Origin of the sequence: Spirillospora sp. NPDC046719 (assembly GCF_040645715.1) — a bacterium.
GTDB lineage: Bacteria > Actinomycetota > Actinomycetes > Streptosporangiales > Streptosporangiaceae > Spirillospora.
On sequence record NZ_JBEYYT010000250.1, the window covers coordinates 1 to 13653 of the forward strand.

The window sequence follows — 13653 nt, forward strand, 5'->3', positions numbered from 1 at the left end:
GGGCGCGCCCGCCGCGCCCCCCCGGGGGGGCCCCCCCCCGCCGCTCCCCTCACCCGGCCGGTTCGGCGCCGACCTCGGCGGGCGCGTGGGCCCGGACGAACCGTTCGAGGTCGCCGAGCGGGACGCCCATGGGCGGGACGACGATCAGCCGGTCGACGCCCGCCTCCGCGTAGTCCCGGACGGACCCGGCGTCCGGCGGGCGCGGCGGCGACACCGAGATGTGCAGGGGCCTCTCGCGGCCCGCCTCCCGCGCCGCCTCCCGCAACCGCGCGACCGCGTCGGCGGCGGCGCGTCGGCCGAGCATCCAGCCGTACCACCCGTCGGCCTCGCGGGCGGTGCGGCGGAGCGCCGCCGGGCCGTGCCCGCCCATGACCACCGGCACCGGGCGCTGCACGGGGCGCGGGTGCGCGTCCACGCCGGCGAAGTCGGCGTGCCGGCCGTGGAAGGCGGGCGCGTCGTCGTACCAGAGCGACCGCATCGCGGCGAGATGCTCGTCGGTGCGCGCCCCGCGCTCGCCGGGCGGGACGCCCAGCGCCCGCAGTTCGGGCTCCAGGTAGCCGGCCGCCAGGCCGAAGACCAGCCGCCCGCCGCTCAGCACGTCGACGCTCGCCAGCTGCTTGGCCAGGATCAGCGGGTTGCGCTGCGGCAGGACGATGACGCCCGTGCCGAGCGCGATCCGTTCCGTGGCCGCGGCGAGGTGGGTGAGGGAGACGACCGCGTCGAGGAACGGCGCCCGCGGGTCGAGCGGCGACGGGTCGGTGCGCGGGCTCGGCAGGACGACATGGTCCCCGGCCCACAGCGAGTCGTATCCGAGCTCCTCGGCCAGCGCGGCGATCCGCGCGGAGCCGCGCGGGTCGGCGCAGGCGTGCAGGTTGAGCCCGTAGAGCCCGAGAGTCAGTGCCATGGCTCAATAGTTGAACTTTTCGATTATCCAGTCAAGCGATGGTCGATGGGCGTGATCCTCGAACTGCTATAGCCTTGCGGGATGGCGGAGGAGAGGCCCATGCGCGGCGGGCTGCCGGCCGGGCTCGCGTCCGTGACCGGCTTCCAGCTGTCCAAGTGCGGCTGGTGGATGGAGCAGCGGCTGGAGGAGGCCCTCGAACCGCTCGGCCTCCGCGTCCGGCACTTCCTGGTGCTGGCGATGCTGAGCTCGTCCGGCACGCTGTCGCAGCAGGAGATGGCCGGTTACCTGCTGCTCGACCCCACGCTGATGGTCGGGCTGGTGGACGACCTGGAGGAGCGGGGGCTCTGCGAGCGCGCACGCGACCCGAAGGACCGGCGCCGCCACTCCGTCCGCGTCACCGACGAGGGGCGCGAGGTGCACCGGCGCGCGCGTGCGCTGGCCGACGAGGTGGGCGCCGAGGTGTTCGGGCCGCTGTCGCGGGACGAGCTGCGCACCGTCGCCGGCGCGATCGAGCGGGTGATGGAGCCGTTCTGGACCGAGCAGGCCGTCCGGCCGCGCCGCAAGACGGCCCGCTAGGCCCGCTGGGCGCGGTCGGCGCTGGTCCGGTCAGTGCTGGTCCGGTCGGTGCTGGTCCGGTCAGGGGCGGGCGCGGAAGTCGGCGAAGTCGAAGCCGGGGGAGACCACGCAGCTGACCAGCACCTCGTCCGCCCCGGCGGGGCGCGCCGCCTGCCAGACGCCGGGCGGGACGACGGCCTGCGGCACCTCGCCGCCCGCCACGTCGGCGCCCAGCGTGACGGCCTCGGGGTCCGCGGCGGGCTCGTCGCCCGACCCGCCGAGCAGCAGCGTCAGCGGGCCGCCGCGGTGCCACAGCCACATCTCCGCGGAGCGCACCGCGTGCCACATCGACTCCTCGCCCGGCGGCAGCAGGAAGTAGATGCCGGTCGCGGTCGCCCGCTCGCCCGGGTAGCCGCCGGGGGCGAACGACACGTCCGACCGCCATGTCTCCCGGTACCAGCCGCCCTCGGGATGCGGGAGCAGGTCGAGGGCCTCGGCGGTGGCGGGCCGGTCCAGCAGGGCGACGTGCCGCCCGTCCGGCCCGCGCCGGACGTACCGCACCGCCGCCGCGGCCGACTTGTCGATCACCCCGCGCGGCGGCCGCAGCCCCGGCTCCGGATCCAGCGTCACCGCGACGAGCTGGCCGGCGTCGCCGCCGCCGTACACGTCGTCGGCGATCGCGAGCAGGTCGGGCTCGGAGTCGGGCGCCCACACGGCGCCCGCGTCGGACAGGACGAACCGGGGCCCGGGCTGGTCCCGCCAGCCGTCGAGCGTCGTCAGCAGCAGCACCGTCCCAGGCTAGTGCCCGCCGGAAAACCGGTATGGGCGTCGGGGGGCGCGGTGGCACCATGGCGCCCGACATCCATCGAGCGGCGGAGGCGAGATGCGCCAGGTCTTCGGAATCTCACAGCCCATTCCGGACGAGAGCTTTCGAGGACTCCACCGCCCATGCCCACGCTCAACCTCGGCATCCTCGCGCACGTCGACGCGGGAAAGACCAGCCTGACCGAGCGGCTGCTGTTCGACACCGGCGCGATCGCCCGGCTCGGCAGCGTCGACGCCGGCGACACCCAGACCGACCGCGGCGAGCTGGAACGCGGCCGCGGCATCACGATCCGGTCGGCCGTCGCGCCGTTCCGGCTCGGCGCGCTGCGCGTCAACCTGATCGACACCCCCGGGCACGCCGACTTCGCCGCCGAGGTCGAGCGGGCCCTCGGCGTGCTCGACGGCGCCGTCCTGGTGCTGTCGGCCGTCGAAGGCGTGCAGGCGCGGACCCGCGTGCTGCTGCGGGCGCTGCGCGCGCTCGCGCTGCCCACCCTGATCTTCGTGAACAAGATCGACCGCACCGGCGCCGACCCGGACGCGGTGCTCGCCGCGCTCCGCCGCCGGCCGGGCGTCCGGCCCGTCCCGCTGAACCGGGTGCGGGACGGGCGGGCCGTGCCCTGCGCGCCGTCGGCCGAGATCCTCGCGGACGGCGACGACGCCCTGCTCGCCGACTACGTGGACGGCCGCGCCACCCCGCCGGACGCCGTGCGGGCGTCGCTGCGCGCGCAGACCGCCGCCGGGACCGTCCAGCCGCTGTACTTCGGCTCGGCGACGACCGGCGCGGGCGTCGGCGACCTGCTCGGCGGCATCGCGTCCCTGCTGCCTCCCGCCGGGCCCGGCGACGGCGAGACGCGCGGCACCGTGTTCGCCGTGGAGCGCACCGCGTCCGGCGAACGCCTCGCCTACCTGCGGCTGTTCTCCGGCGAACTGCGGCCGCGGCAGACCGTCGCGTTCGAGGGCGGGCGCGGCGGCCGGATCACCGGGCTGGACGTCGCGGGCGCCCCCGGCGAGCCCCTGACCGCCGGGAACATCGCCGCCGTCCGGGGCCTCGCCGCGGCCCGCGTCGGCGACCGGATCGGCCCGCCCGTCCGGGACGTGCCGCCGTTCCCGCCCCCGTCGCTGGAGACGGTCGTCCGCGCCCGCCGCCCCGCCGACGCGGGACGGCTGCGCGCCGCGCTCCTCGACCTCGCCGACGAGGACCCGCTGATCCGCGCGCGGCCTGCACCGTCCGGCGCGACGTCGGTGCTGCTCTACGGGGAGGTGCAGAAGGAGGTCATCGCGGCGCGGCTGCTCGCCGAGGCCGGTGTCGAGGCCGTTTTCGAGGAGAGCCGCACCGTCTACGCGGAGCGGCCGGCCGGCACCGGCGAGGCCGTCGAGGAGATGGACTGGCGGCGCCGCGTGCCCGACTTCTGGGCGAGCGTCGGGCTGCGCGTCGAGCCCGCGCCGCGCGGCTCGGGCAACGCGTTCCGCCGCGAGACCGAGCCGGGCGCGCTGCCGCACGCCTTCGACCGCGCGATCGAGGAGACCGTCCACCGCACCCTGGAGCAGGGCCTTCACGGCTGGCCGGTGACCGACTGCGCCGTGGTGCTGACCCGGTCGGGGTTCGCGGGTCCGGTCAGCACCGCCGCCGACTTCCGCGGCCTGACCCCGCTGATCCTCATGGCGGCGCTCGCGCGCGCGGGCACCCGCGTGTACGAGCCGTGCCACGCGTTCGAGGCGGAGGTGCCCGGCGACGCGCTCAGCCCCGTCCTCGCCGCGCTCGGCACCCTCGGCGCCGCGTCCGTCGAGCCCGCCCCTGGCCCCGGCAGCTGGACGATCAAGGGCGAGATCCCCGCAGGGCGCGCGCGGGAGGCGGAGGCGGCGCTGCCCGCGCTCACCCGCGGCGAGGGCACCTGGTGGTCCGAGCCGTCCGGCGAGCGCCCGGTCACCGGCTCGCCGCCCTCGCGCCCGCGCACCGGCGGCGACCCCCTGGACCGCGCCGCCTACCTCCGCCACCTCGGCCGCTGACCGGCTGGACCACCGGCCCGACCACACCGGCCCGACAACACGGTCCGATCACACCGTGAGGACGATCTTGCCCGACACCCGGCCCGTCTCGCCCCGCTCGTGCGCCTTCGCGGCGTCCTCCAGCGGCAGCACCGTGTCGATCTCGGCGCGCAGCTTCCCGGACGCCGCCAGCTCGGCGATCTCCGTCATGGCGTGGAAGTCCGGCTCGACCAGCAACGTCTCGAAGCGGACGCCGCGCTCGGCGGCCTGCTCCGCCATCGAGGCCGGCTGCGCGCGCCCGGCGATCGCCACCAGCACGCCGCCGGGCCGCAGGGTGCGCAGCGAGCGCGGCGCGTAGTCGCCGCCGATCGTGTCGAGCACCACGTCCACGTCCCGCGCGGCCTCGGCGAAGTCGACGTTCTGGTAGTCGATCGGCTCGTCCAGGCCGAGGTCGCGCAGGAACCCGTGCTTCGGCGCGCTCGCCGTCCCGATGACGTGCGCGCCCCTCGCCTTGGCGATCTGCACCGCGAGATGCCCGACCCCGCCCGCCGCCGCGTGGACGAGGACGCGCTGCCCCTCCTGGAGGCCCGCCGTGTCCACCAGCGCCTGCCACGCCGTCAACGCGGCCAGCGGCAGCGCGCCCGCCTGCACGTGGTCGATCTCCGCGGGCTTGCGCACGAACGTCCGCGACGGCGCCACGACGTACTCGGCGTGCGAGCCGACGCCGCCCGGGTAGCGGAGCATGCCGAACACCTCGTCGCCTGGCTTGTGGATCGTCACCCCGAACCCGACCTTCTCCACCACGCCGGACACGTCCCAGCCCAGCGTGAACGGCGGGTCCGGCAGGAAGATCTTCATCGCCCGGTGCTTCCAGTCGGTCGGGTTCACCCCGGCGGCCCGCACCCGGACCAGCACCTCGGTGGGCCCCGGCTCCGGCCGCTCGACCTCGACCAGCTGCAGCACCTCGGGCCCGCCCAGCACGTCCTGCCTGATCGCCCGCATCCGCTCCGACATGGCGTTACTCCTCTTCTCTGTTGCGACGCACTCACTCTGCCCGGCCGCCACCGCGGCAAAAAGTGGCGAGATCGCCAACAACTGAAAGGATCCGGCCAACGCGCCGGCCGGCGGCGCACGGCCGGGTGCCGGCCTGGCGGCGCCCCGGCCTGGGCCCTGCCCGGGGCGTCAGTCCATCTCGGAGAGGCGGACGGGGTCGAAGCTGATGGGGAACGGCGCGTCCAGCGTCACCGTCTCGCCGGAGCGGGCCTTGCCCGCGACCTCGTAGCGGCCGCCGGCGAGTTCGAGGAGGGTGATCGACGGGCGGGGCTCCAGGTCGATGATCCAGTAGTGCGGGATGCCGGTCGCCGCGTACTCCTCGACCTTGCGGACGCGGTCGATCTGCTCGTTCACCGTGCGGGGCGTCACGACCTCGGCGACCAGCATCAGGTCGGGGCCGTAGTAGGTGCGGGTCTGCCGCTCCAGCGCGGCGCGCGCCACGTCGCGGGCGACGGCGAACACGTCCGGCTTGCGGACGCCGGCCGGGGTCGTGACGTCCTGCGGCGCGCCCGCGACGTGGACGTCCGCGTCGGCCTGCCGCGCCGCGTCCTTCAGGATCGCCTTCAGCGCGTCGGCCGCGTGGTCGTGCCACAGGTCGCCCGGCAGCTCGTTCAGCCAGCCGTCGGCGAGCTCGTAGCGCCGGCCCTCCTCGGGCATCGCGTCCAGGTCGTACAGCGTGTACGGGCCGTGCGCACGCCCCGCCGTCCCGCCCATGACCGTCCCCCCTCAATCAACGGGCTGATCCGAATCTACCGGCCGGACGCCCGCGAGTCCGGCACCCCATGATCGCGAGGCGATCCCGGCGAATCTCTCGCAAACCGAGCGAGATCGGGTTAAGATACATCGCGACTCCGCTTGACCCTCCACCCGCCGGAAGGTCCAGGCTGCGGGGAGAGACCGCCGCGAAGGAGATGTGAGATGACCGTCGAGCAGCGAAAGGGCCTGCGCGCCTCGGACGGCGACCGCGACCGGGTCCTCGTCCGGCTGCACACCGCCTACGCCGAAGGCCGGCTCACCGAGACCGAGCTGGACGAGCGCATCGACCACGCCCTCGCCGCCCGCACCCACGCCGACCTGGCCGAGGTCTCCTCCGACCTGCCGGACGCCCCGGTCGCCGCCGGCCCCGCCCCCGCCGAGCGCGGCCCCGCCGGGCGCTTCCAGATGGCCTACAAGAGCACCGTCCGCCGCACCGGCCGCTGGCGCCTCCCCGAGAAGTACACCACCGTCGTCTACAAGGGTCACTCCCTCCTCGACCTGCGCGCCGCCGAGCTCGACGGGCCCGTCACCACGATCCGCGTCCTCGCCTACAAGTCGACGGTCGAGGTGATCGTCCCGCCGGGCGTCCGGGTGGAGAGCGGCGGCATGGGGGTCTCCGCCGACCTGTCCGGTGCCCCGGGGCCCGACGCGCCGGTCGTCCACATCCAGGGATTCGCCTATAAGGGGGAGATCGTGGCGAAAGATCGGATCCGTCCGGCCTGAGGTGATAGAACGCTCCAGCGGCCCGATCGGCCGCCGTTCGCGCCGTTGTCCCGACATGCACCGGCGCGGCGCGGTTTCATAGTGGTCCCCAGGACCGTGTGAAGGAGCATGTGTGACGGCGAGGACCCCGGAGCGGAACGGCACCCCGTCCCCGGCCGGTGCGGAGCCCCCTGCCGATGATCGGCCCGCCGGATCGCGCGCGGTCCGGCGGCGGCTGACGTTCGGTGTCTCCGCCGACCTCGCCGACCTCCCGGCGGCCCTGTCGCCCTGGCAGCGCGCCTACGAGGCGTGGCGCGCCGCCGGCATCCGCTGGGGGCACGGGGCGCCGCCCCGGGAACGCGCCGCCGCCCCGGAGCGCGCCGCGCCCGCGAGCCGCAACGCCATCCGCGCGGACGCCCCGCCCGCCGCCCGCCCCGCCGAGAAGCCGGAGCCCGAGCCCGCGAAGCCCGAGCCCGCGAAGGCCAAGCCTGCGAAGGTCAAGGACGCGAAGGCCCCGGCCGCGAAGGCCGGAGACCCGAAGGCGAAGGGCACGAAGACAAAGAGCGCGAAGGTGAAGGGCGCGAGGGCCGCGTCCGCCGGTGCAGCGGCGAAGGGCGGTGACGCCGGGTCCGTCGTCGCGGCGGCCACGGCCCCGGCCGCGGCGCCGGTGAAGACGGGCACCGCTGAGGCATCCGACCCCAAGGACAAGCCCCCGGCGCGCACCGCCGAGCCGCAGCCGACGGCCGAGGAGTCCGCGCCGAACCGCGGGACGCGGCGGCTGCGCGTCGCCATCGCGGGTGCCGCCGGCCTGGTGGTCGTCGCGGGCGGCGCGATGTTCGCGCTCGACCAGGGCGGCGGCGGTGCGAAGAAGCCGCGGCCGCCCGCCGCCGTCCCGGCGGCCGCGCTGTTCGGGACCGACCCGGCGGCCACGACGGACGGCCTCGTCCAGGACCTCGCCGTGGTCACCGCGTCCGGGCGGAAGGTCGTCGCCGCCGGGACGGAGGGCGACGGCACGCCGGGGCGGGAGCGCGCGCGGTTCCTGGTGTCCGCGGAGGGCGGGCACGCGTGGAAGGCGGCGAAGGTGCGCGGCGCGGACGGCTCGGAGCCGCCCGCCGGGGAGCGCCCGCGGCTGGTCGCGGCCGGGGCCGGGAAGTGGGCGGCGCTCGGGCAGTCGCCCGCGGGCACGGTCGTCTGGCTGAGCAGTGGCGGCATGACCTGGACGCGGCACCTCGACACGTCCGCGTTCAAGCCGGGCGACCAGGTGAACGCGCTGGTCGCGACCGCGCACGGGTTCGTCGCTGTGGGCTCGGCGGGCGGCCGGGCGGTCGTGTGGAGCACCGCCGACGGCCGGGCGTGGCAGCGCGTCGACGGGCTGCAGGCCGGGATCACCGGGCTGGACCGGGTCGCCGCGTCGGGCGGCGTGCTGGTGACGCACGGGACGTTCAGCCGGAAGGTGACGCGCAAGAAGGGCAGGAAGACCGTCACGCGGACGGTGCGGGGCGACGGCCTGTGGCGGTCCGCGGACGGCGGCCGCACCTGGACGGCGGTGGCCGTCCCGCAGGCCCAGGGGTCGCAGGGCGCGACGATCGGCCTGGTCGCGGGGCCGGGCGGGTTCGCGACCGTGCGCGAGGGGCGGCAAACGACCGGCCGTAAGAAGCACCGGCGGACGACGCGGTTCGGGGTGCTGTTCACCTCGCCGGACGGGCAGAGGTGGCAGGCCGCGGGCCGGATCTCCGCGCCGGGGTACGGCGGCGTCGAGCGGTTCGGCGGGTCCCCGGCGGGCTTCGGCGTCCTGGTGAAGGGCGCCAAGGGGCGGCGCACCGTGCTGCGCAGCGCCGACGGGCGCACCTGGCAGCCGTCCGGGACGGTCGCGGAGCCGGTGCGGAGCAGCGGCCTGGCGGTCGCCGACGGCGGCGCGGTCACGGTCGCGGGACGGCAGGGCGACGACGCGTACCTGTCCGGCGCGAACCTGGCGGCGGTGCCCGGCGCGGTGCACACCGAGCTGGCGATCCGGTCCCTCGCCGCCGGGCCGGGCCGGGCGGTCGCGGTGGGCAGCACGAACGGCGGCGCGGCGGTCTGGAGTTCGCCGGACGGCCGGGGCTGGACGCGCGGCCGCGTGCCGGCGGCCGCCGGGCGGCTGTCGGACGTGGCGTTCGGCGGGCAGGGCTGGCTCGCGGTCGGCCGCGCGGACGGCGCGCGTCCGGGGGCGCTGGCGATGACGTCGCGGGACGGGACGGTCTGGGCGCGCGCGACGGTGCCCGCGGGCCCGCTCGCCGCCGTCGCGTCAGGCTCCGCCGGGTACGTGGCGGTCGGCGGCGGTGCCGTGTGGCGGTCGCCGGACCTCAGGACGTGGAGGCGCGCGGCGGTGGCCGGCGGCAACCTCGTGGACGTCGCGTCGACCGGTTCCGGTTACGTGGCGGTCGGCGGGCGCGGCGGGAAGCCGGCCGTCTGGACGTCGCCGGACGGCGCGAAGTGGACGCCGACGGCCGCGGTGCCGCCGGGCGGCGGGCCGCTCACGCAGGTCGCGGCGCGCGGGAACGCGCTGGTCGCGGCCGGTGCGGGCGCGAGCCTGATGGTGTCGCCCGATGCGGGCAGGACGTGGGCGCGGCGCACGCCGCCGGGCGCGCGGCAGGCGACCGCGGTGACCGCGACTCCGAAGGGTTTCGTGGCGGCGGTCACGACCGCGCCGGGCGGCGCGGCCGTGTTCGGTTCACCGGACGGGAGCGCGTGGGCGCGGGTGCCCGCGCGAGGGCTCGGCGGACGCGCCGAGCGGCGCCTCACCGCGATGACGCCGGCGGGCGCCGCGGTCCTGGCCACCGGGACCGGCGTCCGCGACGGCGCCGAGACGCCGCTGCTGTGGCGGGCGCCCGTGCCGGCGGCCGGTGCCGTGCGGGGAGCGAAGTCCTAGCCGTTGCAGCCGCAGGAGCAGCCCTTCGGGCACGAGCATCCGCCGCCATGTCCGCAACTGCAGTCCTTTTTCGTCATGGGTGGAACGTAGCCCTTTGGGTGATTTGAGGTCTATGACCCCGGCGGCACGGAGACCTGTCGCCGGAGTGGGGCACGGGCCGCCCGACGGCGGGGGGGACGCGCGGGCGGTCCGTGCCGGTCCCGGGTCAGGCGTGGATGTGCAGGTCCACGCCCAGCAGGATGAGGAACCACAGGAACACGGCCAGCAGCGCGCTGCCGACCTGGCGCAGCAGCGGGACGTCGATGTAGCCGCGGTCCCAGGCGATGAACACGCCGATGATGAGATAGATCAGGCCGACCAGGCTGATGTGGTGCGACCGATATCGGAACGCCATGGGGACGTCTCCTCCCGGAGGGGGTGTGACGATCGATCGCTGCCCCGCCCCCCGAGAGAAAAACACCGGCGGGTTTCCGGATCGCACACTGACGATCTTTTCGGTACCGCCGGAAATGGGTGACCGCGGTCACCCACCGGCAGGGTCACTTCTCGGGCCGGGGTCACTTCTCGGGCCGGGGTCACTTCTCGGGCCGGGGTCACTTCTCGGGCCGGGGTCACTTCCTGGGCGCGGTCACTTCCTGGGCGCGGTCACTTCCCGGGCAGGGTGATGCGCACCACGGTCGGGTCGTGGTCCCCGGCGCGCGCCGCGAACTCCGACGCGCGGTGCACCACGTCGAACCGGTGCCTGCTCTTGGCCAGCGACGGGCTGAGCAGGATGTGGTCGAGGTCCTCGGAGTTCCCGCCGGTCACCGCGGTGTACCGGTCGCCGGCCGGCAGCGCGGCGGGCAGGTCGGCGAGCCCCGCGCCCTTGGTCAGCGCCTGGACGGGCAGCGACGTCCCGCGGTCGTTCAGCCCGCCCGTCACGATCACGTCGGCCTTCCGGCCCGCCGCCCGCACGGACTTCACGAACCCGGCGACCACCCGGGCCTGCGCGTCGCGGCGCCACTCGGTGGGGCTGGACGGCGGCTGGTACCGGCCGAAGAGGGGCTGGTCGTCGCCGGTGCGCGGGTACCAGTCGTCGGCGATGACGATGATGCGCCGCCCCCGCCAGGTGACCTCCCCGGCCAGCGGCTTGCGCGCGCCGCTCCAGGCGGTGTCCCGGGGCGCGATCCGGCCGGGGGACAGCGACAGGGCCGCCGTGCCGTCCGCGCGCCGCACCGCCCTCGCCGAGGTGACGGACGGGTCGGGCCGCGCGGCGGGCGGCGTGTCGCCCAGCGGGTCGGCGGCGGCGGGCCGGTCGACGAACGCCAGCCCGCGGTCGGTGCGGAACAGGAACCCGATCCGGCTGTTGCCGCCCTTCTCGCCGCCGTCGGCGCGGTCGCGCGGGTTCACCGAGCGCCAGTCGTAGGCGGGGCCGCCCGCCTCGCTGATCGCGGTGATCAGCTGCGCGACGGTCTGGTCGGCGGCGACGGTGCCGTCGTCGTGCGGGCCGCTGTTGTCCTGCAGCCCGCTGACCGCGACGAGGTCGGGGGAGTCCAGCCCGCGGACGATGTCGCCGGCGAGGTCGCGGAAGCGCTGCGGGGGGCTGTCGGGCCCGAGGTCGGCCAGCCCGGCGGTGCCGACGGCGAGCTCGCCGGACCGCTGCGGGGACGCGGCCTCCTGCGGCAGGCCGCCGTCGGCGCGCCGCGGGGCGGCGGTGAGCAGCAGCGTGAAGTCGCCGTAGGAGTAGTCGAGCACGCCGTCGTGGGCGCCGGGCAGCCGGTCGCCGACGTTCATCGCGGGCAGCGGGGCGAGCGCGTCGTCCAGGAGGATCCGCTCGGGGTTGGCGTCGCCGTCGCGCAGCAGGATGCCGCCGCGCTTGGTGCGGGTCCCGGCGCCGGCGCCGTTGGCGGGCAGCACGGGGACCTGGCCGTCGCTGGACGGCCCGACCGCGACGGCGTCGCTGATCCGGACGCGCATCCCCTCCAGCGACTCGTAGAAGTCGAGCCCGCCGCGCTTCGGGTCGAGCGCGCCGCCCTTCTGGACGTCCCCGCGCCGGGCCGAGATGACGGCGGCCGGGGGGCGGCGCCCGCCCGGCCCGATGACGACGGGCGCGGGCAGCGCGACGCCGTGCGCGGCCACGCTGGTCGCGGTCGCGTCGATCTCGGTGCGGGTCAGCCCGGCGGACCCGCCGCCCGGCCGGTACTCGCGGACCCTGCCGTTCACCCGGACCGCGTCGCCGGGGACGGCGGACGGCCGGGTGCGGGTGAAGACGAAGACGCCCTCGGACGTCGCGGGGTTCCGGTCGGGGCGCGGGTCCTGCATCCAGAAGCCGTTGCCGGTCACGGCGGTGACGACGCCGGGGACGCCCGCGACGGCGGCGCCGTTCAGCGGCGAGACGTGCGCGGCGCCCTGAACGTCGTGGATGCGGCGGCCGGTGAGCGGCGCGGCGGCGTGCGCGGCCGGCGGCAGCACGAGGGGGACGGCCAGCGCCGCCGCCAGCACGGACGCGAGCGTCCGGGCCGTCCGGAGAGGGCCCGCTGCAGCTGCGTACGCCACCCGTACTCCACGATCGTCTAGTCGTCCGAAGGGCACGAAGCAGGATGGCACGGGAACGGGACCGCTGACGAACCGCCGGTGCGGTCCCGCCCCTGCCGCCGCGGGCGCGGCGGCGGGCGCGGCCGGGCCGCCGGTGCGGCTACTCCTCGAGCGTCAGCGCGGCCTTCGGGCAGGAGCGCACCGCGTGCCGGACGCGGTCGGCCTCCTCGGCCGGGACGTCCGGCTTGAGGATCTCCAGCTCGTCGTCGTCGTTGAGGTCGAAGACCTCGGGGGCGAGCCCGACGCAGACGCCGTTGGCCTCGCACACCAGCGGGTCGACTCGTACTCTCATCGGCTTCTCCGTTCGCGTTCCCGGATGGGCGGGTGCGGTCCCGGGGAGGTCCGCGCGGCGGCGCGGCCCCGCCGGCCCGGTGCTCGGCGCCCAACCTACCGAACCGGGTTCTGGCACCGGCCGCCCGCCCGGAAAAGTAGAACACGTTCCAGTATGGTGCGGCAACACCGGGGCGAGACCCGAGTCTCATTCGGTGTCGGATAAGGTGCGCGGATGACCGAAACCCCGTCTGATTTGCGCGAGGCGTCCACCGTCCCGGGGACGACCTCGGCCGCGGACCGCCCGGACGGCCCTCCCGCGATGCCGGCGCACCTGCTGCGCGCCGCCCGCTGCGCCAAGGGCTTCATGCCGGACGACGAGGGCCGCGTCCTCTATGAGACGGCCCTGGAGTACGGGGCCCGGCTCGCCGACGCGGGGCCGCTGCTGGAGGTCGGCAGCTACTGCGGCAAGTCGGCGATCTACCTCGGCGCCGCCGCCCGGCACGCCGGCACGGTCGTGGTCACCGTCGACCACCACCACGGCTCCGAGGAGAACCAGGCGGGCTGGGAGCACCACGACCCGTCCCTGGTCGACCCCAGCACCGGCCGGATGGACACGCTGCCCACGTTCCGCAGGACGGTCGGCGCGGCGGGCCTGGAGGACCAGGTCGTCGCCGTCGTCGGGCAGTCCCGGACGGTCTCGGCGTTCTGGCGCACCCCGCTCGCGCTGCTGTTCATCGACGGGGGCCACGCCGAGGAGCACGCGCAGGGCGACTACGAGGGCTGGGCGCCGCACGTCGCGGTCGGCGGCGCGCTGGTGATCCACGACGTCTTCCCCGACCCGAAGGACGGCGGGCAGGCCCCCTACCACGTCTACCTGCGGGCCCTGGCGAGCGGCGCGTTCGAGGAGCGCCGCGTGCAGGGCTCCCTCCGCGTCCTGGAGCGCGTCTCCGGCGCGGACCCGGCCGCCGCGCCCCGGCCCGGCGCCGCCACCGGGGCCGCGGACGCCCCCGAGGCCGCAGATACCGCCGGGGCCACAGACGCCTCATAAGCCGCGTAACGGACGTGGGGGGGGGGGGGGCGCGCCCGGGGGGGGGGGCTGGCGGAGCCTGCCCCCAAC

12 protein-coding genes are annotated in these 13653 nt (G+C 76.4%); 5 read left to right on the forward strand and 7 right to left on the reverse strand.

Annotated features, from left to right (window positions below):
• Window positions 1–49: 49 nt before the first annotated feature.
• Window positions 50–904: an LLM class F420-dependent oxidoreductase gene (locus tag ABZ914_RS32640; RefSeq protein ID WP_500197952.1), complete on the reverse strand. Its 855-nt coding sequence runs from the start codon at window positions 902–904 to the stop codon at window positions 50–52.
• Between the two features lie 81 nt (window positions 905–985).
• Here ABZ914_RS32640 and ABZ914_RS32645 point away from each other — a divergent pair, with 81 nt between their 5' ends.
• Window positions 986–1480, forward strand: a complete 495-nt coding sequence (locus ABZ914_RS32645) for a MarR family winged helix-turn-helix transcriptional regulator (RefSeq protein ID WP_190852476.1) — start codon at window positions 986–988, stop codon at window positions 1478–1480.
• 60 nt (window positions 1481–1540) lie between these two features.
• Here ABZ914_RS32645 and ABZ914_RS32650 read toward each other — a convergent pair whose 3' ends face one another.
• Window positions 1541–2248, reverse strand: coding sequence for a cupin domain-containing protein (locus tag ABZ914_RS32650; protein ID WP_500197954.1), 708 nt, complete (start codon window positions 2246–2248; stop codon window positions 1541–1543).
• 159 nt (window positions 2249–2407) lie between these two features.
• Here ABZ914_RS32650 and ABZ914_RS32655 point away from each other — a divergent pair, with 159 nt between their 5' ends.
• Complete coding sequence (locus ABZ914_RS32655) at window positions 2408–4291, forward strand: GTP-binding protein (protein ID WP_500197955.1); 1884 nt, start codon at window positions 2408–2410, stop codon at window positions 4289–4291.
• Between the two features lie 48 nt (window positions 4292–4339).
• Here the strand turns inward: ABZ914_RS32655 and ABZ914_RS32660 are convergent, their stop codons facing one another.
• Window positions 4340–5272: an NADP-dependent oxidoreductase gene (locus ABZ914_RS32660; protein ID WP_500197963.1), complete on the reverse strand. Its 933-nt coding sequence runs from the start codon at window positions 5270–5272 to the stop codon at window positions 4340–4342.
• 180 nt (window positions 5273–5452) lie between these two features.
• Complete coding sequence (locus ABZ914_RS32665) at window positions 5453–6037, reverse strand: Uma2 family endonuclease (protein WP_190852472.1); 585 nt, start codon at window positions 6035–6037, stop codon at window positions 5453–5455.
• A 204-nt stretch (window positions 6038–6241) separates the two neighbouring features.
• On the opposite strand from ABZ914_RS32665, the gene ABZ914_RS32670 reads away from it, so the two are divergent.
• Window positions 6242–6802: a DUF1707 SHOCT-like domain-containing protein gene (locus ABZ914_RS32670; RefSeq protein WP_500197958.1), complete on the forward strand. Its 561-nt coding sequence runs from the start codon at window positions 6242–6244 to the stop codon at window positions 6800–6802.
• Window positions 6803–6914: 112 nt separating this feature from the next.
• Window positions 6915–9689: a sialidase family protein gene (locus ABZ914_RS32675; protein WP_500197959.1), complete on the forward strand. Its 2775-nt coding sequence runs from the start codon at window positions 6915–6917 to the stop codon at window positions 9687–9689.
• 205 nt (window positions 9690–9894) lie between these two features.
• On the opposite strand, the gene ABZ914_RS32680 is transcribed toward ABZ914_RS32675, so the two are convergent.
• The 3 genes from ABZ914_RS32680 to ABZ914_RS32690 form a co-directional block, all read right to left on the reverse strand.
• The gene (locus ABZ914_RS32680) at window positions 9895–10083 is read right to left on the reverse strand and encodes a hypothetical protein (protein ID WP_208269419.1); all 189 of its coding nucleotides are present in this window, start codon (window positions 10081–10083) and stop codon (window positions 9895–9897) included.
• A gap of 251 nt (window positions 10084–10334) precedes the next feature.
• A complete protein-coding gene (locus tag ABZ914_RS32685; RefSeq protein WP_500197961.1) occupies window positions 10335–12224 on the reverse strand; it encodes a DUF8508 domain-containing protein in 1890 nt (629 codons plus the stop codon).
• Window positions 12225–12363: 139 nt separating this feature from the next.
• On the reverse strand, window positions 12364–12555 hold the full coding sequence (locus tag ABZ914_RS32690) for a ferredoxin (protein WP_151598811.1): 192 nt from the start codon (window positions 12553–12555) through the stop codon (window positions 12364–12366).
• Between the two features lie 300 nt (window positions 12556–12855).
• Here ABZ914_RS32690 and ABZ914_RS32695 point away from each other — a divergent pair, with 300 nt between their 5' ends.
• Window positions 12856–13584 (forward strand): class I SAM-dependent methyltransferase, encoded by a 729-nt coding sequence (locus ABZ914_RS32695; protein ID WP_500197966.1) that lies wholly within the window; start codon window positions 12856–12858, stop codon window positions 13582–13584.
• The last annotated feature ends 69 nt before the right edge of the window (window positions 13585–13653 follow it).